This is a genomic window from Streptomyces sp. NPDC012510 (assembly GCF_042955065.1).
In the GTDB taxonomy this organism is placed as follows: Bacteria; Actinomycetota; Actinomycetes; order Streptomycetales; family Streptomycetaceae; genus Streptomyces.
Map to the genome: position 1 here is coordinate 354,143 of NZ_JBIBEN010000007.1, position 20,979 is coordinate 375,121.

General features: G+C 69.8%; 20 protein-coding genes and 1 pseudogene. 20 read left to right on the forward strand and 1 reads right to left on the reverse strand.

The annotated features are described in order from the left end of the window. From hisS to nusB, 18 genes and pseudogenes are all read left to right on the forward strand, one after another. Positions 1-1,263, forward strand: a complete 1,263-nt coding sequence (gene hisS / locus ACFY9I_RS16455; protein WP_391002059.1) for a histidine--tRNA ligase — start codon at positions 1-3, stop codon at positions 1,261-1,263. Positions 1,264-1,409: 146 nt separating this feature from the next. Next, a complete protein-coding gene (locus tag ACFY9I_RS16460; RefSeq protein WP_391002060.1) occupies positions 1,410-2,048 on the forward strand; it encodes a vitamin K epoxide reductase family protein in 639 nt (212 codons plus the stop codon). Positions 2,049-2,110: 62 nt separating this feature from the next. Then, a complete protein-coding gene (locus ACFY9I_RS16465) occupies positions 2,111-3,463 on the forward strand; it encodes an AAA family ATPase (RefSeq protein ID WP_391002062.1) in 1,353 nt (450 codons plus the stop codon). Positions 3,464-3,765: 302 nt separating this feature from the next. Further along, positions 3,766-4,380, forward strand: a complete 615-nt coding sequence (gene rpsD / locus ACFY9I_RS16470) for a 30S ribosomal protein S4 (protein WP_033532580.1) — start codon at positions 3,766-3,768, stop codon at positions 4,378-4,380. A gap of 208 nt (positions 4,381-4,588) precedes the next feature. Beyond that, a complete protein-coding gene (locus ACFY9I_RS16475; RefSeq protein ID WP_391002128.1) occupies positions 4,589-5,035 on the forward strand; it encodes a DUF948 domain-containing protein in 447 nt (148 codons plus the stop codon). Positions 5,036-5,042: 7 nt separating this feature from the next. Then, the gene (locus ACFY9I_RS16480; RefSeq protein ID WP_391002064.1) at positions 5,043-5,417 is read left to right on the forward strand and encodes a hypothetical protein; all 375 of its coding nucleotides are present in this window, start codon (positions 5,043-5,045) and stop codon (positions 5,415-5,417) included. Beyond that, positions 5,417-8,089, forward strand: coding sequence for an alanine--tRNA ligase (gene alaS / locus ACFY9I_RS16485; RefSeq protein ID WP_391002066.1), 2,673 nt, complete (start codon positions 5,417-5,419; stop codon positions 8,087-8,089). The genes ACFY9I_RS16480 and alaS overlap by 1 nt, the downstream gene beginning before the upstream one ends. Positions 8,090-8,127: 38 nt before the next feature. After that, positions 8,128-8,592: a Holliday junction resolvase RuvX gene (gene ruvX / locus ACFY9I_RS16490; RefSeq protein ID WP_391002130.1), complete on the forward strand. Its 465-nt coding sequence runs from the start codon at positions 8,128-8,130 to the stop codon at positions 8,590-8,592. Between the two features lie 124 nt (positions 8,593-8,716). Continuing rightward, a complete protein-coding gene (mltG, locus tag ACFY9I_RS16495) occupies positions 8,717-10,525 on the forward strand; it encodes an endolytic transglycosylase MltG (protein WP_391002067.1) in 1,809 nt (602 codons plus the stop codon). Further along, the gene (locus ACFY9I_RS16500) at positions 10,522-11,361 is read left to right on the forward strand and encodes a shikimate dehydrogenase (RefSeq protein ID WP_391002069.1); all 840 of its coding nucleotides are present in this window, start codon (positions 10,522-10,524) and stop codon (positions 11,359-11,361) included. Before mltG ends, ACFY9I_RS16500 begins: the two co-directional genes overlap by 4 nt. Positions 11,362-11,373: 12 nt before the next feature. Next, positions 11,374-11,791, forward strand: a pseudogene (locus ACFY9I_RS16505) ((2Fe-2S)-binding protein); the annotation flags it as partial. A gap of 182 nt (positions 11,792-11,973) precedes the next feature. Continuing rightward, the gene (gene aroC, locus ACFY9I_RS16510; protein ID WP_391002071.1) at positions 11,974-13,158 is read left to right on the forward strand and encodes a chorismate synthase; all 1,185 of its coding nucleotides are present in this window, start codon (positions 11,974-11,976) and stop codon (positions 13,156-13,158) included. Positions 13,159-13,190: 32 nt separating this feature from the next. Continuing rightward, the gene (locus ACFY9I_RS16515; protein WP_391002132.1) at positions 13,191-13,673 is read left to right on the forward strand and encodes a shikimate kinase; all 483 of its coding nucleotides are present in this window, start codon (positions 13,191-13,193) and stop codon (positions 13,671-13,673) included. Then, on the forward strand, positions 13,670-14,761 hold the full coding sequence (aroB, locus tag ACFY9I_RS16520; protein WP_391002073.1) for a 3-dehydroquinate synthase: 1,092 nt from the start codon (positions 13,670-13,672) through the stop codon (positions 14,759-14,761). Before ACFY9I_RS16515 ends, aroB begins: the two co-directional genes overlap by 4 nt. Before the next feature lie 177 nt (positions 14,762-14,938). Next, on the forward strand, positions 14,939-15,940 hold the full coding sequence (locus ACFY9I_RS16525) for an AAA family ATPase (protein WP_391002075.1): 1,002 nt from the start codon (positions 14,939-14,941) through the stop codon (positions 15,938-15,940). A gap of 198 nt (positions 15,941-16,138) precedes the next feature. Next, positions 16,139-17,245: a M24 family metallopeptidase gene (locus tag ACFY9I_RS16530; RefSeq protein ID WP_391002077.1), complete on the forward strand. Its 1,107-nt coding sequence runs from the start codon at positions 16,139-16,141 to the stop codon at positions 17,243-17,245. Between the two features lie 59 nt (positions 17,246-17,304). Further along, positions 17,305-17,871, forward strand: coding sequence for an elongation factor P (efp, locus tag ACFY9I_RS16535; RefSeq protein WP_033532566.1), 567 nt, complete (start codon positions 17,305-17,307; stop codon positions 17,869-17,871). Between the two features lie 2 nt (positions 17,872-17,873). Then, positions 17,874-18,308 carry a transcription antitermination factor NusB gene (gene nusB / locus ACFY9I_RS16540; protein WP_391002080.1) on the forward strand — a complete coding sequence of 145 codons (435 nt, stop codon included), beginning with the start codon at positions 17,874-17,876 and terminating at the stop codon, positions 18,306-18,308. 217 nt (positions 18,309-18,525) lie between these two features. Here the strand turns inward: nusB and bldD are convergent, their stop codons facing one another. After that, positions 18,526-19,026, reverse strand: a complete 501-nt coding sequence (bldD, locus tag ACFY9I_RS16545; protein WP_019059743.1) for a transcriptional regulator BldD — start codon at positions 19,024-19,026, stop codon at positions 18,526-18,528. Positions 19,027-19,271: 245 nt separating this feature from the next. Between bldD and pyrR the strand changes: the two genes are divergently transcribed. Both pyrR and ACFY9I_RS16555 read left to right on the forward strand, forming a co-directional pair. Beyond that, entirely contained in the window at positions 19,272-19,856 is a 585-nt protein-coding gene (gene pyrR, locus ACFY9I_RS16550; protein WP_391002082.1) for a bifunctional pyr operon transcriptional regulator/uracil phosphoribosyltransferase PyrR, read from the forward strand. Between the two features lie 89 nt (positions 19,857-19,945). Next, positions 19,946-20,977, forward strand: coding sequence for an aspartate carbamoyltransferase catalytic subunit (locus tag ACFY9I_RS16555; protein WP_391002084.1), 1,032 nt, complete (start codon positions 19,946-19,948; stop codon positions 20,975-20,977). Positions 20,978-20,979: the final 2 nt, after the last annotated feature.

Here is a 20,979-nt window from a genome sequence, read left to right on the forward strand (position 1 = left end):
GTGAGCACCTTTCAGGCCCCCAAGGGCACGTACGACCTGCTGCCGCCCCGTTCCGCGACGTTCCTCGCGGTCCGCGAGGCCATCGCCGTCCCGCTGCGCAACTCCGGATACGGCTATGTCGAGACGCCCGGCTTCGAGAACGTCGAGCTGTTCGCACGTGGTGTCGGTGAGTCGACCGACATCGTGACGAAGGAGATGTACGCCTTCGAGACGAAGGGCGGCGACAGGCTGGCCCTGCGCCCCGAGGGCACCGCGTCCGTGCTGCGCGCGACGCTGGAGGCGAGCCTGCACCGGCAGGGCAACCTCCCCGTCAAGCTCTGGTACTCGGGCTCGTACTACCGCTACGAGGCACCGCAGGCGGGCCGCTACCGCCACTTCTCCCAGGTGGGCGCCGAGGCCATCGGGGCCGAGGACCCGGCCCTGGACGCCGAGTTGATCATCCTGGCCGACCAGGCGTACCGCTCGCTGGGCCTCCGGAACTTCCGCATCCTGCTCAACAGCCTGGGCGACAAGGAGTGCCGTCCCGTCTACCGCGCCGCCCTGCAGGAGTTCCTGCGCGGCCTGGATCTGGACGAGGACACACTGCGCCGCGCGGAGATCAACCCGCTGCGGGTCCTCGACGACAAGCGCGAGTCGGTCCAGAAGCAGCTCGGGGACGCCCCGCTGCTGCGCGACTACCTCTGCGACGCCTGCAAGGCGTACCACGAGGAGGTGCGCGCGCTGATCAAGGCGGCGGGAGTCTCCTACGAGGACGACCCGAAGCTGGTGCGCGGCCTGGACTACTACACCCGCACGACCTTCGAGTTCGTCCACGGCGGCCTCGGCTCCCAGTCCGCGGTGGGCGGCGGCGGTCGCTACGACGGCCTCTCCGAGATGATCGGCGGCCCCGCGCTGCCGTCGGTCGGCTGGGCCCTCGGCGTCGACCGCACGGTGCTGGCCCTGGAGGCGGAGGGCGTCGAGCTCGAACTCCCCGCCACCACCAGCGTGTTCGCCGTCCCGCTCGGCGAGGAGGCCCGCCGCCTGCTCTTCGCCAAGGTCACCGAGCTGCGCAAGGTGGGCATCGCGGCCGACTTCTCGTACGGCGGGAAGGGCCTGAAGGGCGCGATGAAGAACGCCAACCGCAGCGGCGCGCGGTACGCGATCGTCGCCGGCGAGCGCGACCTCGCCGAAGGAGTCGTCCAGCTCAAGGACATGGAGTCCGGCGAACAGGCCGCCATCGGTGTGAACGAGATCGTGGCCGAGCTGGAAGCCCGGCTGGGCTGAGTTCGAACTGTTGTCGCCCCCGTCGCCCTTTACGGGTGGCGGGGGCGACTTTTACGTCCAGTGAACGGTGCGCGCGCGAGGGTGTACGGCACAATGACCGTGCCCCAGCGGCCCTCCGACGCTATGGAATCGACGGAATCGACGTGATGAGCAAGACGACAGTCAGGGACGTCTCGACCACCGACCGGGAACACACCGCGGCCCCGCGCACGGTGGGCGGAAGCCGGGCCTTCGCGATCCTGCTGCTGATCACCGGTGCGGCCGGGCTGCTCGCCTCCTGGGTCATTACGCTCGACAAGTTCAAGCTGCTCGAAGACCCGAACTTCACGCCGGGGTGCAGCCTCAACCCGGTCGTCTCCTGCGGCAACATCATGAAGAGCGACCAGGCCTCCGTCTTCGGGTTCCCCAACCCGATGCTCGGCCTCGTCGCGTACGGCATGGTGATCTGCGTCGGCATGAGCCTGCTGGCCCGGGCGACGTACCCCCGCTGGTACTGGCTCACCTTCAACGCGGGCACCCTCTTCGGCGTCGGCTTCGTGACCTGGCTGCAGTACCAGTCGCTGTACAACATCAACTCGCTCTGCCTGTGGTGCTGCCTGGCCTGGGTCGCCACGATCCTGATGTTCTGGTACGTGACGTCCTTCAACATCCGCAACGGCTTCCTGCCCGCCCCCGACTGGCTGAAGGGCTTCTTCGGCGAGTTCACCTGGGTGCTGCCCGTCATGCACATCGGCGTCATCGGCATGCTGATCCTGACCCGCTGGTGGGACTTCTGGACGAGCTGACGACCCGGCGGCCCGCCACCGGGCCGACCGGATTGTCAGTGCGGTGACATAGGGTTTTCAGGGTGGAGCCCGATCTGTTCACCGCCGCCGCCGAAGAACGCCAGGAGAAGGACCCGGCCGCCAGCCCTCTGGCCGTACGGATGCGCCCGCGCACCCTCGACGAGGTCGTGGGCCAGCAGCACCTGCTCAAGCCCGGCTCGCCCCTGCGCAGACTGGTCGGCGAGTCCGGCGGACCGGCCGGCCCCTCCTCGGTGATCCTCTGGGGGCCACCCGGCACGGGCAAGACGACCCTGGCGTACGTCGTCTCCAAGGCCACCGACAAGCGTTTCGTGGAGCTCTCGGCGATCACCGCCGGCGTCAAGGAGGTCCGCGCGGTCATCGAGGGCGCCCGCCGTGCCACCGGCGGCTTCGGCAAGGAGACCGTCCTCTTCCTCGACGAGATCCACCGCTTCAGCAAGGCCCAGCAGGACTCCCTCCTCCCGGCCGTCGAGAACCGCTGGGTCACGCTGATCGCGGCGACGACGGAGAACCCGTACTTCTCGGTGATCTCCCCACTCCTGTCCCGTTCCCTGCTCCTCACCCTCGAACCGCTCACCGACGACGACCTGCGCGGCCTCCTCCGGCGCGCGCTGACCGACGAGCGCGGCCTCAAGGGCGCCGCCACCCTCCCCGAGGACACCGAGGCCCACCTTCTGCGGATCGCCGGCGGCGACGCCCGACGAGCCCTGACAGCCCTGGAGGCCGCGGCCGGCGCGGCTCTCGACAAGGGGGAGCAGGAGATCGGACTCCAGACGCTGGAGGAGACCGTCGACCGCGCCGCCGTGAAGTACGACCGCGACGGCGACCAGCACTACGACGTGGCCAGCGCCCTGATCAAGTCCATCCGGGGATCGGATGTGGACGCCGCGCTGCACTACCTGGCGCGGATGATCGAAGCCGGTGAGGACCCGCGCTTCATCGCCCGCCGTCTGATGATCTCCGCCAGCGAGGACATCGGCCTGGCCGACCCGAACGCGCTGCCGACAGCCGTCGCCGCCGCCCAGGCCGTCGCCATGATCGGCTTCCCCGAGGCCGCCCTCACCCTCAGCCACGCCACCATCGCCCTCGCCCTGGCCCCGAAGTCGAACGCCGCGACCCTGGCCATCGGCGCCGCCATGGAGGACGTGCGCAAGGGCCTGGCCGGTCCCGTGCCCCCGCACCTGCGGGACGGGCACTACAAGGGCGCCGCCAAACTCGGGCACGCCCAGGGGTATGTGTACCCGCACGACCTGCCCGAGGGGATCGCCGCCCAGCAGTACGCGCCGGACGCGATCAACGGGCGGGAGTACTACGCACCGACGAGGCACGGCGCCGAGGCCCGGTACGCCGACGCGGTGGAGTGGACCAGGAAGCACCTCGGTCGGAAGCAGTCCTGAGCCCCCTGTAGAATCCCTCATAGCGCTGCGTCCCGTGTCCGGCTCCGGTCGGCGCCTCAGGCGGGACATCCAGCCGGATCTTTGATCCAGGAGCGTCGCGCACCGTCGTAGGTGTCGCGGGCAGCCCACCACCACCCGCAGTCCAGGGACCGGTCGGTGGGCCGTTCGTGTGCTGCACGTATGTGCCCAGACCAGGGGAGCGGCTGCCCGGCAAGTCCCTCGTGGACCTGACGGGATTCCCCCGGCTGCGGATGCGACCTCCCGTAACCCTGAGGCAGCCGATTGAAGGAAAAGGAAAAGAAGTGGCGAACCAGTCCCGCCCCAAGGTCAAGAAGTCGCGTGCCCTCGGCATCGCGCTGACCCCGAAGGCCGTCAAGTACTTCGAGGCCCGCCCCTACCCGCCGGGTGAGCACGGCCGTGGCCGCAAGCAGAACTCGGACTACAAGGTCCGTCTGCTCGAGAAGCAGCGTCTGCGCGCGCAGTACGACGTGTCCGAGCGCCAGCTCGTCCGCGCCTACGAGCGTGCCTCCAAGGTCCAGGGCAAGACCGGTGAGGCCCTGATCATCGAGCTCGAGCGCCGTCTCGACGCGCTGGTCCTGCGTTCGGGCATCGCCCGCACGATCTACCAGGCCCGCCAGATGGTCGTCCACGGCCACATCGAGGTCAACGGCCACAAGGTCGACAAGCCGTCCTTCCGCGTCAAGCCGGACGACGTCGTCATGGTCCGTGAGCGCAGCCGTCAGAAGCCGCTGTTCGAGGTCGCCCGCGAGGGTGGCTTCGCCGCCGACGGTGAGACCCCGCGCTACCTCCAGGTGAACCTCAAGGCCCTGGCCTTCCGCCTGGACCGCGACCCGAACCGCAAGGAAATCCCGGTCATCTGCGACGAGCAGCTCGTCGTCGAGTACTACGCCCGTTGATCCTCTTTCGACGGACGTAGTACACACGCACCGAGCGTCGGCCCGTCGCCTCCCCGCCCTCCGAGGCGGGCGGGGCGGCGGGCTCTCGCCTTTCCTGTGCGGCCGTGCCTCGGGGCCCGTAATGCGGTACGGAGTGGCGGCCTTGGCGCGATAGGCTCGGGACACGACTTTCGACGTTCAGGCAAGTTCCAGGGAGCGGGTGCAGACAGTGTCCGGTGGAGAGGTGGCCGGGGTCCTGGTGGCCGTCTTCTGGGCGATCCTGGTCTCCTTCCTCGCCGTCGCGCTGGTGAGGCTGGCCCAGACGCTCAAGGCGACCACCAAGCTCGTCGCGGACGTGACCGACCAGGCCGTCCCCCTCCTCGCCGAGGCGTCCACCGCGGTCCGCTCCGCGCAGACCCAGATCGAGCGGGTCGACGCCATCGCGTCCGACGTCCAGGAGGTCACGTCGAACGCCTCGGCGCTCTCCACGACCGTCGCGTCCACCTTCGGCGGCCCCCTCGTGAAGGTCGCCGCCTTCGGCTACGGCGTACGCCGGGCCATGGGCGGCCGCCGGGAGGGTGAGCCCGCCCAGGGGCGGCGTCGTACCGTGATCGTGGGACGCACCGTTCCGGGCAGCCGCCGGAGCAGGCGCGACACCCGTGGAAAGAAGGACTGACCGAGCGATGTTCCGCCGTACGTTCTGGTTCACCACAGGCGTCGCCGCCGGTGTGTGGGCCACCACCAAGGTCAACCGGAAGCTCAAGCAGCTCACCCCCGAGCACCTCGCCACCCAGGCGGCGAACAAGGCGGTCGAGGCGGGCCACAAGCTCAAGGACCGGGCGGTCGGCTTCGCACTCGACGTCCGCGACAACATGGCGCAGCGCGAGGCCGAACTGGGCGAGGCCCTCGGCATCGAGACCAACCCCGACGAGTACCCGGAGCTTCCGGCCCCGAGGCGCGTCGTCGCCATCGAGAACAGCAACACCCCGAAGTACAGCAGGAATTCGAGGTACGTCGACAGCTCGTCGTACCCGTACAACCGGAATGAGGACCACTGATGGAGTCGGCCGAGATTCGTCGCCGCTGGTTGAGCTTCTTCGAGGAGCGCGGTCACACCGTTGTCCCTTCGGCGTCGCTCATCGCGGACGACCCGACTCTGCTCCTCGTCAACGCGGGCATGGTCCCCTTCAAGCCGTACTTCCTGGGCGAGGTCAAGCCGCCGTACGCCCGCGCCACCAGCGTGCAGAAGTGCGTCCGTACGCCGGACATCGAAGAGGTCGGCAAGACCACCCGGCACGGCACGTTCTTCCAGATGTGCGGCAACTTCTCCTTCGGTGACTACTTCAAGGAAGGCGCCATCAAGCACGCCTGGGAGCTGCTTACCAGCTCTCAGGACAAGGGCGGTTACGGCCTGGACCCGGAGCGGCTCTGGATCACCGTCTACAAGGAGGACGACGAGGCCGAGCGCATCTGGCGCGACGTCGTCGGCGTCCCCGCCGAGCGCATCCAGCGCCTGGGCATGGGCCCCAACTTCTGGTCCATGGGCGTCCCCGGCCCTTGCGGCCCGTGCTCCGAGATCAACTACGACCGTGGCCCGGAGTTCGGCGAGGAGGGCGGCCCGGCCGTCAACGACGAGCGGTACGTGGAGATCTGGAACCTGGTCTTCATGCAGTACGAGCGCGGTGAGGGCTCCGGCAAGGAGGACTTCCCGATCCTCGGTGACCTGCCCGCCAAGAACATCGACACCGGCCTCGGCCTGGAGCGCCTCGCCATGATTCTGCAGGGCGTGCAGAACATGTACGAGATCGACACCTCCATGGCCGTCATCGACAAGGCCACCGAGCTGACCGGTGTCCGCTACGGCGACGCCAAGGCCTCCGACGTCTCCCTGCGCGTGGTCACCGACCACATCCGCACCGCCGTGATGCTCATCGGCGACGGCGTCACCCCCGGCAACGAGGGCCGTGGCTACGTCCTGCGCCGCATCATGCGCCGCGCCATCCGCAACATGCGCCTCCTCGGCGCCACCGGCCCGGTCGTCCAGGACCTCATCGACGTCGTCATCGGCATGATGGGCCAGCAGTACCCCGAGTTGGTCACCGACCGTGAGCGCATTGAGAAGGTCGCCCTCGCCGAGGAGAACGCCTTCCTCAAGACGCTGAAGGCCGGCACGAACATCCTCGACACGGCCATCACCGACGCCAAGGCCGCCGGTGGCAAGCAGCTGCCCGGCGACAAGGCGTTCCTGCTCCACGACACCTGGGGCTTCCCGATCGACCTCACCCTGGAGATGGCCGCCGAGCAGGGGCTCTCCGTGGACGAGGACGGTTTCCGCCGCCTGATGCAGGAGCAGCGGGACAAGGCCAAGGCCGACGCCCGTTCCAAGAAGACCGGCCACGCCGACCTCGGCGCCTACCGCGAGATCGCCGACGCCGCCGGTGAGACCGAGTTCATCGGCTACTCGGACACCGAGGGCGAGTCCACGGTCGTCGGCATCCTCGTCGACGGGCTCTCCTCGCCCGCCGCCACCGAGGGCGACGAGGTCGAGATCGTCCTCGACCGCACCCCGTTCTACGCCGAGGGCGGCGGCCAGATCGGCGACACCGGCCGGATCAAGGTCGACTCCGGTGCCGTCATCGAGATCCGCGACTGCCAGAAGCCGGTCCCGGGCGTCTACGTCCACAAGGGCGTCGTCCAGGTCGGCGAGGTGACCGTCGGCGCCAAGGCCCAGGCCTCCATCGACGGCCGCCGCCGTACGGCCATCGCCCGCGCCCACTCGGCCACCCACCTCACCCACCAGGCCCTGCGTGACGCCCTCGGTCCGACGGCCGCCCAGGCCGGTTCCGAGAACCAGCCCGGCCGCTTCCGCTTCGACTTCGGCTCCCCGTCCGCCGTTCCGACGGCCGTGATGACCGACGTCGAGCAGAAGATCAACGAGGTCCTCGCCCGCGACCTGGACGTCCGCGCCGACATCATGGGCATCGACGAGGCCAAGAAGCAGGGCGCCATCGCCGAGTTCGGCGAGAAGTACGGCGACCGCGTCCGCGTCGTCACCATCGGTGACTTCTCCAAGGAGCTGTGCGGCGGCACGCACGTCCACAACACCTCGCAACTCGGCCTGGTCAAGCTGCTCGGCGAGTCCTCGATCGGTTCCGGTGTGCGCCGTATCGAGGCCCTGGTCGGCGTCGACGCCTACAACTTCCTCGCCCGTGAGCACACGGTCGTCGCCCAGCTCCAGGAGCTGATCAAGGGCCGCCCGGAGGAGCTTCCGGAGAAGGTCTCCGCCATGCTCGGCAAGCTGAAGGACGCCGAGAAGGAGATCGAGAAGTTCCGCGCCGAGAAGGTGCTGCAGGCCGCCGCCGGTCTCGCCGAGTCCGCCAAGGACGTCTCCGGCGTCGCCCTCGTGACCGGTCAGGTCCCGGACGGCACCACCGCCGACGACCTCCGCAAGCTGGTCCTCGACGTGCGCGGACGCATCCAGGGCGGCCGGGCCGTCGTGGTCGCCCTCTTCACCGCCGTGAACGGCAAGCCGCTGACGGTCATCGCCACCAACGAGGCCGCCCGCGAGCGCGGTCTGAAGGCCGGCGACCTGGTCCGCACGGCCGCCAAGACCCTCGGCGGCGGCGGGGGCGGCAAGCCGGACGTCGCCCAGGGCGGTGGCCAGAACCCGGCTGCCATCGGCGAGGCCGTGAACGCGGTCGAGCGCCTGGTCGCCGAGACGGCCAAGTGAGCGCCGCAGATCACACGAGCGAAGGCGACGGTCCGGCCATGCGCCGTGGCCGTCGCCTCGCGATCGATGTCGGGGACGCCCGCATCGGGGTCGCCTCCTGCGACCCCGACGGGATCCTCGCCACCCCGGTCGAGACCGTTCCCGGACGCGATGTCCCGGCGGCTCAACGGCGATTGAGACAACTGGTCGACGAGTACGTACCTATCGAGGTAATCGTCGGGCTTCCGCGTTCCCTCAAAGGAGGAGAGGGCCCGGCCGCAGTCAAGGTACGGGCTTTCGCCCAGGAGTTGGCCCGGATGATCGCGCCCGTTCCGGTCAGACTTCTCGACGAGAGGATGACCACAGTGACGGCCGGTCAAGGTCTGCGCGCCTCGGGTGTGAAATCCAAAAAGGGCAGGTCGGTCATTGACCAGGTGGCAGCCGTGATCATCCTGCAACAGGCGCTGGAATCCGAACGAGCGTCAGGTAAAGCTCCAGGCGAAGGCATCGAAGTGGCCCACTGATCGCGATACGGTAACGTTCCGCGCGATGCGGTGGCCTTCGAACAGCCTCCGCACCAAATGAGGCGGGGACGAAAGCCGAGCCACAAGCCCCGCGTGACCGCCGCCTCGCGGCTCTAGGGGATCGATGACTGAGTATGGCCGGGGCCCAGGCTCCGAACCGTGGCATCCGGACGACCCGTTGTACGGGGACGGCGGATGGGACGGACAGCAGGCCCAGGCGGGCCCGCAGTCCGCCTACGGCGGCCAGCCGCAGCAGCACTACCCGGAGCAGCAGCAGTACCAGCAGCAGTACGACCAAGGCAACGGGGGCTGGAACAACGGCCATCAGGACGCCTACATCCAGCAGCAGTACCAGCAGGAGTACGGCGACCCCGGGCAGCAGTACCCCGGCCAGCACCAGCAGCAGTACCCCGGCCAGAACCAGCACCAGCAGTACCCCGGTCATGACCAGCAGCAGTACGATCAGGGCAACGGCGTCTGGAACAACGGAAGTCACCAGCAGGCGCAGGGCCCCTACACCGCCGACCCCTATCAGGGCCAGCAGCAGGCGATGGCCTATGGCGGCGGTCAACCAGACTTCTACGGCACGCCCGACGCGTACCCGCCGCCGGAGCCGCCCGCACGTCGCAGCGCGGAGACCACGCCCGCACCGGCACCCACTCCGGAGCCCGAGGCCGAGAAGCAGCCGGTCGCCGGGCGGACCGACTGGGACCCCGGGCCGGACCGGGGCGAGCAGGCGTTCTTCGCGGGCGGCGGTGATGACGACGAGGACGACGAGGCCGAGGGGCGCACCGGCCGCGGTGAGCGCAAGGGCCGTGGCGGCACGTCCGGAAAATCGGGCAAGGGCGGCAAGAAGCGCCGTAGTGGGTGCGCGTGCCTGGTGGTCGTCATGGTGTTCGGCGGCGGTCTCGCCGGCGTCAGCTACTTCGGTTACCAGTTCTTTCAGAGCCGGTACGGCGAGGTTCCCGACTACGCGGGGAACGGTACGAATGAAACCGTCACGATCACCGTCGAGAAGGGTGATTTCGGGTCGGACATCGGGCGGAAACTGAAAGCGGCGGGGGTCGTCAAGAGCGTCGACGCCTTCACGGCCGCCCAGGCCGGGCAGCGTGATTCATCGGTTCAGGCGGGCGTCTATCTGCTCAAGAAGGAGATGTCCGCCGCAAGCGCTCTCGCCATGATGCTCAACCCCAAGAGCCAGAACAACTTCACCGTCATCGAGGGCGAGCGCAACATCTCGATCTACAAGAAGATCGACAACGAACTCGGGCTCAAGAAGGGTACGACCGAGGACGTCGCCGAGAAGAAGTGGGACTCTCTCGGCCTCCCTGAGTGGGCGAACGACAATGAGGACATCAAGGATCCGCTGGAGGGATTCCTTTATCCGTCCACGTATCCCATTGCCAAGGGAATGAAGCCCGAGGCCGTCCTGAAGGAAATGATTTCCCTCGCCAAGGCGAAGTTCGAGCAATTCGGTCTGGAGGGCAAGGCCAAGAGCCTGAACCTCGAGAGCCCCCTTCAGGTACTGACAGTGGCGAGCCTGGTAGAGGCCGAGGGGAACAACAAGAAGGACTACAAGAAGATCGCACGGGTCGTCTACAACCGGCTTGAACCCAACAACCAGGAAACAGCCGGCCTGCTCGACTTCGATTCAACGGTCAATTACCTGCGGGGGGAGTCCAAGTTGGCCACGGGTTCGGTCGACTCGCTGCGGCAGATCGACGACCCGTACAACACCTACAAGATCAAGGGTTTGCCGCCCGGGCCGATCGACAATCCGGGCCAGCTCGCGATAGAGGGTGCCCTCCAGCCGGCCAAGGGCGACTGGTACTACTTCGTGTCGATCAGCGAGGATGAGACGCTCTTCGCCGTGACCAACGAGGAGCACAACAGGAACCGCAGGAAGTACCAGGAAGCGCAGAACGCCCAATGAGCCGCACCTCCAGCAAGAACCGCGCCGCTGTGGTCGGTTCGCCCATCGCCCACTCGCTCTCGCCGGTGCTGCACCGTGCCGCGTACGCCGAACTCGGGCTCGCCGACTGGACGTACGACCGTTTCGAGGTCGACGAGGAGGCGCTGCCCGGGTTCGTGGAGAAGCTGGGGCCGGAGTGGGCGGGGCTGTCGCTGACCATGCCGCTCAAACGGGCGGTCATTCCGCTGCTGGACGAGATCAGCGAGACGGCGACCTCCGTCGAGGCGGTCAACACGCTGGTGTTCACGGAGGACGGACGGCGGATCGGGGACAACACCGACATCCCCGGGATGGTCGCCGCCCTGAGGGAGCGCGGCATCGAGCAGGTGGAGTCGGCGGCCATCCTCGGCGCGGGCGCCACGGCCTCCTCCGCGCTGGCCGCGCTCGCCCGGATCTGCACCGGTGAGGTCGTGGCGTACGTCCGGAGCGAGGCACGGGCCGCCGAGATGCGGCAGTGGGGCGAGCGGCTGAACGTCGAAGTGCGAACGGCGGACTGGGCGGAGGCCGAGCGAGGGCTGAGGGCACCGCTGGTCGTCGCCACCACGCCGGCGGGGGCGACGGACACGCTCTCCGGTGCCGTGCCGGAACGGCCGACGACGCTGTTCGACGTGCTGTACCACCCGTGGCCGACGGAACTCGCCGCCCGCTGGTCGGCGTACGGAGGCGCGGTGGTCAGTGGGCTCGATCTGCTGGTGCACCAGGCGGTGCTGCAGGTGGAACAGATGACCGGGTGCGAGACGGCTCCGGTGGCGGCGATGAGACAGGCGGGGGAGCGGGCGCTGGCGGAGCGGGGCTGAGCCGGCACCTTCATCGTCGACGGTGAGACCGTCACCGTCGACGCCCCCGACGGCCTGCCCCTGCTCTGGGCGCTGCGCGATCTGCTCGTGTCCGCGGCCCGGGTACGGCTGCGGGATCGGCGTCTGCAAGGCCTGCACCAGCCACCTCGACGGCGAGGCCGTCCGGCCCTGTGCGGTGCCGGTCGACGAGGCGGCCGGCCGTGCGGTCACCACCGAGGGGCTGGCCGACGGCGACCGGCTGCACCGGGTCCAGGAGGCCTGGCTGGAGCAGGACGTCGCCCAGTGCGGTTATCTCCGGCCCGGACAGATCGTCGCCCCGCTCAAGCGCACCAGCGACCCCACCGACGCCGGCATCGACGATGTCGCGAACGTCTGCCGCTGCGGCACGTGCTTCCGCATCCGCGAGGCGATCAAGGGCGCGGCGACGAAGAGGGCCGGACGCGGCTCGGTGCTCGTGCGCTCGTCCGTCTGCTGGACCCGTGACCGGCTCACGCCCCGGACGTGGGAGGATCGGACCTGCGGGCCGGGGCCGCGCACCCGGGAGCCGTCGCCGTACGCGAGGACGCGTGTACACCAAGGCAGTACGCAGGGCGCGAGGACTGAGGAGCACCGTTGAGCAGGTTGCGCTGGCTGACCGCGGGGGAGTCCCACGGTCCCGCACTCGTCGCGACGCTGGAGGGACTTCCCGCCGGCGTGCCGATCACCACGGAGATGGTGGCGGACCACCTCGCCCGCCGGCGCCTGGGCTATGGGCGCGGTGCGCGCATGAAGTTCGAGCGTGACGAGGTCACGTTCCTCGGTGGTGTGCGGCACGGTCTGACGATGGGCTCGCCGGTGGCGATCATGGTCGGGAACACCGAGTGGCCGAAGTGGGAGCAGGTCATGGCGGCCGACCCCGTCGACCCCGAGATCCTCGCCGGGCTCGCCCGCAACGCGCCGCTGACCCGCCCCCGGCCCGGTCACGCGGACCTGGCCGGTATGCAGAAGTACGGCTTCGACGAGGCGCGGCCGATCCTGGAGCGGGCCTCGGCCCGGGAGACCGCCGCCCGAGTCGCCCTCGGTGCCGTGGCGCGGTCGTACCTGAAGGAGACGGCCGGGATCGAGATCGTCAGCCACGTGGTGGAGCTGGCCGCCGCGAAGGCCCCGCAGGGTGTGTACCCGACCCCGGCCGATGTCGAGAAGCTGGACGCCGACCCGGTGCGCTGCCTGGACGCGGATGCCTCGAAGGCGATGGTCGCCGAGATCGACCAGGCCCACAAGGACGGCGACACGCTCGGCGGCGTCGTCGAGATCCTGGCGTACGGCGTGCCGGTGGGCCTCGGCTCGCACGTCCACTGGGACCGCAAGCTGGACGCCCGTCTCGCCGGCGCGCTGATGGGCATCCAGGCCATCAAGGGCGTCGAGATCGGTGACGGCTTCGAGCTGGCCCGGGTGCCCGGCTCGAAGGCGCACGACGAGATCGTGAACAGCCCCGAGGGCATCAAGCGCGTCTCCGGCCGCTCCGGCGGCACCGAGGGCGGCCTCACGACGGGCGAACTGCTGCGGGTACGCGCGGCGATGAAGCCGATCGCGACCGTGCCGCGCGCGCTGCGGACCGTGGACGTGACCACCGGCGAGGCCGCACAGGCCCACCACCAGCGCTCCGACGTCTCCGCGGTCCCGGCCGCCGGAATCGTCGCCGAGGCGATGGTGGCCCTCGTTCTGGCGGACGCTGTGGCGGAGAAGTTCGGCGGTGACAGCGTCACCGAGACGGCCCGCAACGTCCGCTCCTACCTCGACAACCTCGCGATCCGGTGACCCCGGTGCCTGTGGTTGTCCTCGTCGGCCCGATGGGCGTCGGCAAGTCCACCGTCGGACGGATGCTCTCCGAGCGGCTCGGCGTCGCCTACCGGGACACCGACGACGACATCGTGGCCGAGCAGGGCCGCGAGATCGCGGAGATCTTCGTCGACGAGGGCGAACCCGCCTTCCGCGCCATCGAGAAGAGGGCCGTGCACACGGCGCTGACCGGGCACGACGGCGTCCTCGCCCTCGGCGGGGGCGCGATCCTCGACGCCGACACGCGCGCACAGCTCGTCGGGCAGCGGGTCGTCTACCTCTCGATGGACGTCGAGGAGGCGGTCAAGCGCACCGGCCTCAACGCTGCCCGCCCGCTGCTGGCCGTCAATCCGCGCAAGCAGTGGCGGGAGCTGATGGAGGCCCGGCGGAGCCTGTACGAGGAGGTCGCCACCGCGGTCGTGCCCACCGACGGGCGCACCCCCGAGGAAGTCACGCAAGCGGCCCTGGACGCACTGGAGTTGAAAGAAGCATGAGCGAGACAGTGACCCGTGTCCAGGTCGGCGGCACGGCGGGCACCGAGCCGTACGAGGTCCTGGTGGGACGTCGACTCCTCGGCGAGCTGGGCGGGCTGATCGGCAACCGGGCGCGGCGGGTCGCGGTGATCCACCCCGAGGCGCTGGACGACACCGGGGAGGCGCTGCGCGCGGACCTGGCAGAGCAGGGCTACGAGGCCGTCGCCATCCAGGTGCCGAACGCGGAGGAGGCCAAGGCCGCCGAGGTCGCCGCCTACTGCTGGAAGGCGTTGGGACAGTCCGGCTTCACCCGCACCGATGTCATCGTCGGCGTCGGCGGCGGCGCCACCACGGACCTCGCCGGATTCGTGGCGGCGACCTGGCTGCGCGGGGTGCGCTGGATCGCCATCCCCACCACCGTCCTGGCGATGGTGGACGCGGCCGTGGGCGGCAAGACCGGCATCAACACCGCCGAGGGCAAGAACCTGGTCGGTTCCTTCCACCCGCCGGCCGGCGTCCTGTGCGACCTTGCCGCGCTGGACTCGCTGCCGGTCAACGACTACGTCTCCGGGCTGGCCGAGATCATCAAGGCCGGGTTCATCGCGGACCCGGTGATCCTGGACCTGATCGAGGCCGACCCGCAGGCCGCCCGCACCCCCACCGGACCGCACACCTCGGAGCTGATCGAACGGTCGATCCGGGTGAAGGCCGAGGTCGTCTCGGGCGATCTGAAGGAGTCCGGCCGCCGGGAGATCCTCAACTACGGGCACACCCTGGCCCACGCCATCGAGAAGAACGAGCGCTACCAGTGGCGCCACGGTGCGGCCGTCTCCGTCGGCATGCACTTCGCGGCCGAACTGGGGCGCCTCGCGGGCCGGTTGGACGACGCGACCGCCGACCGCCACCGCACGGTACTCGAAGCGGTCGGGCTGCCGCTGCACTACCGCTATGACCAGTGGCCCAAGCTGCTGGAGACGATGAAGGTCGACAAGAAGTCCCGGGGCGATCTGCTGCGTTTCATCGTGCTGGACGGCCTGGCCAAACCCACCGTCCTGGAGGGCCCCGACCCGGCCGTCCTCCTCGCCGCCTACGGCGAAGTGGGACAGTGACGCCCGCTCGGGCGGCTCCTGCCCGATTCGCCTTGTGGTCATGGCCACTTGGGCACTCCGGGCTGCTCCCGGCCGTTCACCAAACGGTGGCCGGGGACGGTACCGTTCGGTAAGGGCGGGGTCGAAAGGCCCCGCCCGTCAGTGTCGATGTGACTGTACGAGACGGAGTGGCACCGGATGCAGCACGCAGTGGGAGCTCCGCTGCCGCCGCCCCATCGGCCGGGGCAGGACCCGGCGACCCCGTGGTCGCCCACCGCGAACCACCAGGGACACCCGGCCCCCCACCACCCGGGCGCGACGGGCGCGAACCCGCAGGGACACCCGGGCGGGAGCCACCCGCTGCCCCCGGGCACCCACCCGGGCCCCGCGCCGGCGAGCCCGCCCGCCCCCGCCGCGCCACCGACACCGGCCGCGCCCCCCGGGTCGGCCCCTCCGCCCGCGCCACCCGGATCCGTCCCCCCGCCCGCGCCGGGCTTCGTCGGCGGCCCCGGGCATCCGCACGCATCGGCCCCGCGGCACACCGCAGCCCCGAGGGACACGACCGGACACGTGCCACTGCCGCCGGGCGGTCCCGTCACCATGCCGAGCCCGCCGCCCGCCACGGGTGCGCCGGACGTCACCACCACCACGCTCGCGGTCCTGCTCATCGGGCCCGCCGGGGCCGGCAAGACCAGCGTCGCCAAGTACTGGGCGGACCACCGCCGGGTGCCCACCGCGCACATCAGCCTGGACGACGTACGCGAATGGGTGCGTTCCGGCTTCGCGGACCCCCAGTCCGGCTGGAACGACAACTCCGAGGCGCAGTATCGTCTCGCCCGCCGCACCTGCGGCTTCTCCGCCCGGAACTTCCTGGCCAACGGCATCTCCTGCATCCTCGACGACGCGGTCTTCCCCGACCGCCCCGTCGTCGGCCTCGGCGGCTGGAAGCGGCACGTCGGCCCCGGCCTGCTGCCCGTCGTCCTCCTGCCGGGCCTGGAGATCGTCCTCGAGCGCAACGCCGAGCGCTCGGGCAACCGCCGCCTCACCGACGAGGAGGTGGCCCGCATCCACGGCCGGATGGCGGGCTGGTACGGCTCCGGCCTCCCGATCATCGACAACTCCCAACTCGACGTACCGAGCACGGCAAGGGTCCTGGACGAGGTCCTGGCGAGGTCGATAGCGAGCCCGCCGAAGTGGTAGATCCGTGGAAGCGGACAGCACTGTGAACGCCGTCGCCCGAAGCCGGCCCGGAAGGGGCGCGGGGAACTGCGCGAAAGACCCCCACCGGCTCGCGGACGGCACACGACCCCGCGCCGCACCCCCGTCTCCCGTCGAGGCGCACCCCCACTCGGCCGCACTCGACCGGCGACTGTTCAGCGAAGCTCATACGCTCGGTTCATGTCAGAGGTCTACGCGGCCCGGCGAGCCCGGCTGAGAGAACGCTGCCAAGCCGGCGGCAGCGCCACCGCCCTGGTGACCCGCCCGGCCAACGTGCGCTACCTCGCGGGCGCCGCACCCCGCGATGCTGTCCTGCTGCTCGCCAGGGGGGAGGACCTCCTCGTCTGCGGCTCGCCACCGAGTGGCCAGATCGGCGAGGGCCGACCCGACGAGACCGTACGCGTCCAGGTGCTGCCGCGCCCCGGTGGAGACCCGGCGGTCGCTGCCGCCGACATGGCCGCGGACCTCGGTGCCGATTCCCTGGCCGTGGAGGAACACCACCTCACTGTGGCCCGGCACCGCGCGATCCGTTCGGTCGCTCCCCGACTGCGGCTCGCCGATGTCGGCGGCGCGGTCGAGCAGCTGAGAGTGATCAAGGACGAGGAGGAGATCTCCTGTCTCCGGATCGGGGCGGAGATCGCCGACCAGGCCCTCGGTGAACTGCTCGAATCGATCCTCGTCGGCCGCACCGAGCGTCATCTCGCCCTGGAACTGGAGCGCCGCCTCGTCGACCACGGCGCCGACGGCCCGGCCTTCACCACGTCCGTCGCCACCGGCCCCAACTCCGGCCGTCGTGGCCATGTCCCCACCGACCGCAGGGTCGAGGAGGGCGACTTTCTCTCCGTCTGCCTCGGCGCGACCTACCGCGGTTACCGCTGTGAGATCGGCCGTACGTTCGTGATCGGCACCTCGCCCGCCGACTGGCAGATCGAGCTGTACGACGTGGTCTTCGCAGCCCAGCGGGCCGGACGGGAGGCGCTTGTGCCCGGCACGGCCTACCGCATCGTGGACCGTGCGGCCCGCCAGGTCCTGGACTCCGCGGGGCACGGCGACGGCCTCCCGCCGTTGATGGGGCACGGGGTCGGACTGGAAATCCACGAGGACCCGCAGTTGGCCCCCGTGGCCATGGGTAAACTGGACGCTTGCGTGCCGGTCACCGTCGAACCGGGGGTCCACCTCCCGGGCCGGGGCGGCGTCCGGATCGATGACACGCTCGTCGTACGCCCCGAGGCGGACGGCGGACCCGAGCTACTCACCATCACGACCAAGGAGCTGCTCGCGCTCTAGCTCATCGGCTGGGCGCGTGGCCCAGGGTCGTCCACGTCAGTCCAGGAGATTCCGCAACCGTGGCTTCCACGAACGACCTCAAGAACGGCCTGGTGCTCAAGCTCGAAGGCGGCCAGCTCTGGTCCGTCGTCGAGTTCCAGCACGTCAAGCCCGGCAAGGGCCCGGCCTTCGTGCGCACCAAGCTCAAGAACGTGCTCTCCGGCAAGGTCGTCGACAAGACCTTCAACGCCGGCGTCAAGGTCGAGACGGCCACTGTCGACAAGCGCGACATGCAGTTCTCCTACATGGACGGCGAGTACTTCGTCTTCATGGACATGGAGACCTACGACCAGCTCATGGTCGACCGCAAGGCCGTCGGCGACGCCGCCAACTTCCTGATCGAGGGCTTCACCGCCACCGTCGCGCAGCACGAGGGCGAGGTGCTCTTCGTCGAGCTGCCGGCCGCCGTCGAGCTCGTCATCCAGGAGACCGAGCCGGGCGTCCAGGGCGACCGCTCCACCGGTGGCACCAAGCCGGCGACGCTCGAGACCGGCCACCAGATCCAGGTGCCGCTCTTCATCACCACCGGCGAGAAGATCAAGGTCGACACCCGCACGAGCGACTACCTCGGCCGGGTGAACAGCTAACCGTGGCTGCCCGTAACACGGCCCGCAAGCGTGCCTTCCAGATCCTCTTCGAGGGCGACCAGCGCGGGGTCGACGTCCTGACCGTGCTCGCGGACTGGGTGCGGCACTCCCGGTCCGACACCCGGCAGCCGCCGGTCAGTGAGTACACCATGCAGCTGGTCGAGGGGTACGCCGAGCGCGCCAAGCGGATCGACGAGTTGATCGCGCAGTACTCGGTGGGGTGGACCCTCGACCGGATGCCGGTCGTCGACCGGAACATCCTGCGCCTCGGGGCCTACGAACTGATCTGGGTCGACGAGACCCCGGACGCGGTCGTGCTGGACGAGATGGTGCAGCTGGCGAAGGAGTTCTCCACGGACGACTCGCCGTCGTTCGTGAACGGGCTGCTCGGTCGGCTGAAGGACCTCAAGCCTTCGCTTCGCCGGGAAGCCGAGTAGGCAAGCCGCCAGGAGTGCGCCGTCGGGGTTGCCGTCGGGGGTGCTGTGCGGACCTGGCTGCGGGTTGTCCGTGGCTGGTCGCGCAGTTCCCCGCGCCCCTTCGGGGCGCTGCCGCCGCTCTTCCGTGACGACGTGCCGAAAAAACCGCCGGGGTGACCTTGAACCGAATGGTTCGGGTCACCCCGGCGGCACGTTTCTGCTGAGCCCCGCCCAGGGGTCAGTTCTCCTCGTGGGAGACAGCCCGGCGCGCGTCCGCGTCGAGGACGCCCCAGCTGATCAGCTGCTCGGTGAGGACCGAGGGGGACTGGTCGTAGATGACGGCGAGTGTGCGCAGGTCGTCCTGGCGGATCGAGAGCACCTTGCCGTTGTAGTCACCGCGCTGGGACTGGATCGTCGCCGCGTAGCGCTGCAGCGGACCCGCCTTCTCGGCCGGTACATGAGCCAGACGCTCAAGGTCGAGGACCAGCTTCGGCGGCGGCTCGGCGGCGCCACCAGGGGTCGTACCGGGAAGCAGCTCCTGCACAGGGACCCCGTAGAAGTCCGCCAGCTCCGCGAGGCGCTGCACGGTGACGGCGCGGTCGCCGCGCTCGTAGGAGCCGACCACGACCGCCTTCCAGCGTCCCTGGGACTTCTCCTCGACACCGTGGAGGGAAAGGCCCTGCTGGGTGCGGATGGCCCGGAGCTTGGCCCCGAGCTGTTTGGCGTATTCGCTGGACATATGGCTCCCCGGACGCTGCGACAATCATGCGGCTCCGCCGCGTGGCTGGTGACTCACTGTGAGGTTACGCAGCGTGACTCTGCCCCGTCAAGCCGAATGGTCCGGACCGACTCTTCCGTGGTAACCGTTATCGGTTACGCCAAGGGGGTGATCAGGGACGTTGTGAGGGCCTGGTACCTTGGATGGCGCAATTCCGACGTCCTTTAAGGTCCGTCCCGTGAGGCGGAGAAGGAGGTCCGTTTCGTATGGACACGCAAGAGAATCCGCAAGAAGACCAGTCGTCCGATGCGCGGCCCGTGCTCGAAGGTCCCGACATCGCGCGGGTACTGACCCGCATCGCCCACGAGATCGTCGAGCGCGCCAAGGGCGCCGACGACGTGGTGCTCCTCGGCATTCCGACCCGGGGCGTCTTCCTCGCCCAGCGGCTCGCCGCCAAGCTCGCGGAGATCACCGACCGCAAGATCCCGGTCGGCTCGCTCGACATCACCATGTACCGCGACGACCTGCGCATGCACCCCCCGCGCGCGCTGGCCCGCACCGAGATCCCCGGCGACGGCATCGACGGCCGTCTGGTCGTCCTCGTCGACGACGTGCTCTTCTCCGGTCGCACGATCCGCGCGGCGCTCGACGCGCTGAACGACATCGGCCGGCCGCGCGCCGTCCAGCTCGCGGTCCTCGTCGACCGGGGCCACCGCGAACTGCCCATCCGCGCCGACTACGTCGGCAAGAACCTCCCCACGTCGCTGCGGGAGACGGTCAAGGTCCAGCTCGCCGAGGAGGACGGTCGGGACACCGTGCTGCTCGGTGCGAAGCGGACCGCACAGCAGTAGCACCCGCGCGTACGGCCCCGCGCCGTACGTCGCCCCGCGGTGCCCCTGACTGCCCGGAATCTCCCGAACTGCCTTACGGAGCCTGACAGATGCAGCGTCATCTCATCTCGGCCGCCGATCTCACCCGCGACGACGCCGTCCTGATCCTCGACACCGCCGAGGAGATGGCCAGGGTCGCGGACCGGCCGATCAAGAAACTGCCGACCCTGCGCGGCCGCACGATCGTCAACCTCTTCTTCGAGGACTCCACCCGCACCCGGATCTCCTTCGAGGCCGCCGAGAAGCGCCTCTCGGCGGACGTCATCAACTTCACCGCCAAGGGGTCGAGCGTCTCCAAGGGCGAGTCCCTCAAGGACACCGCCCAGACCCTCGAAGCCATGGGCGTCGACGCCGTCGTCATCCGGCACGGCGCCTCGGGGGCCCCGTACCGCCTGGCCACATCGGGCTGGATCGACGCCGCCGTGATCAACGCGGGCGACGGCACGCACCAGCACCCCACCCAGGCCCTGCTGGACGCCTTCACCATGCGCCGCCGCCTCGTCGGCCGGGACGCCGGGCTCGGCCAGGACCTGTCCGGCAAGCGGATCACGATCGTCGGTGACGTCCTGCACAGCCGTGTCGCCCGCTCCAACGTCGACCTGCTGCACACCCTCGGCGCCGAGGTCACCCTCGTCGCCCCGCCGACCCTGGTCCCGGTCGGTGTGGAGACCTGGCCCTGCGAGGTCAGTTACGACCTCGACCGCACGCTCGCCAAGTCCGACGCGGTGATGATGCTGCGGGTGCAGCGCGAGCGGATGAACGCCGCGTTCTTCCCGACCGAGCGCGAGTACTCACGGCGCTACGGCCTCGACGGCGACCGCATGGCCCGCATGCCCGAGCACGCCGTCGTGATGCACCCGGGCCCGATGGTCCGGGGCATGGAGATCACCGCCGAGGTCGCCGACTCCGACCGCTGCACCGTCGTCGAGCAGGTCGCCAACGGCGTCTCCATCCGGATGGCCGTCCTGTACCTGCTGCTCGGCGGCAACGAGCCCGCCGTCGCCCATCCGTCGCCCGCCACCACCCTTTCGACGAGGCGCTTCGCGCCCACCTCCGAATTCCGCACCACCGAGGAGAAGTAAGA

Bases quoted from the DNA above. Each gene is read 5' to 3' on its own strand.
- pyrR (WP_391002082.1), top strand. From the start codon at position 19,272: ATGGACACGCAAGAGAATCCGCAAGAAGACCAGTCGTCCGATGCGCGG.
- ACFY9I_RS16515 (WP_391002132.1), top strand. From the start codon at position 13,191: ATGGGCGTCGGCAAGTCCACCGTCGGACGGATGCTCTCCGAGCGGCTC.
- aroB (WP_391002073.1), top strand. From the start codon at position 13,670: ATGAGCGAGACAGTGACCCGTGTCCAGGTCGGCGGCACGGCGGGCACC.
- bldD (WP_019059743.1), bottom strand. From the start codon at position 19,026: ATGTCCAGCGAATACGCCAAACAGCTCGGGGCCAAGCTCCGGGCCATC.
- mltG (WP_391002067.1), top strand. From the start codon at position 8,717: ATGACTGAGTATGGCCGGGGCCCAGGCTCCGAACCGTGGCATCCGGAC.
- ACFY9I_RS16460 (WP_391002060.1), top strand. From the start codon at position 1,410: ATGAGCAAGACGACAGTCAGGGACGTCTCGACCACCGACCGGGAACAC.
- alaS (WP_391002066.1), top strand. From the start codon at position 5,417: ATGGAGTCGGCCGAGATTCGTCGCCGCTGGTTGAGCTTCTTCGAGGAG.
- ACFY9I_RS16555 (WP_391002084.1), top strand. From the start codon at position 19,946: ATGCAGCGTCATCTCATCTCGGCCGCCGATCTCACCCGCGACGACGCC.
- ACFY9I_RS16480 (WP_391002064.1), top strand. From the start codon at position 5,043: ATGTTCCGCCGTACGTTCTGGTTCACCACAGGCGTCGCCGCCGGTGTG.
- ACFY9I_RS16500 (WP_391002069.1), top strand. From the start codon at position 10,522: ATGAGCCGCACCTCCAGCAAGAACCGCGCCGCTGTGGTCGGTTCGCCC.
- ACFY9I_RS16525 (WP_391002075.1), top strand. From the start codon at position 14,939: ATGCAGCACGCAGTGGGAGCTCCGCTGCCGCCGCCCCATCGGCCGGGG.
- ruvX (WP_391002130.1), top strand. From the start codon at position 8,128: ATGCGCCGTGGCCGTCGCCTCGCGATCGATGTCGGGGACGCCCGCATC.
- ACFY9I_RS16530 (WP_391002077.1), top strand. From the start codon at position 16,139: ATGTCAGAGGTCTACGCGGCCCGGCGAGCCCGGCTGAGAGAACGCTGC.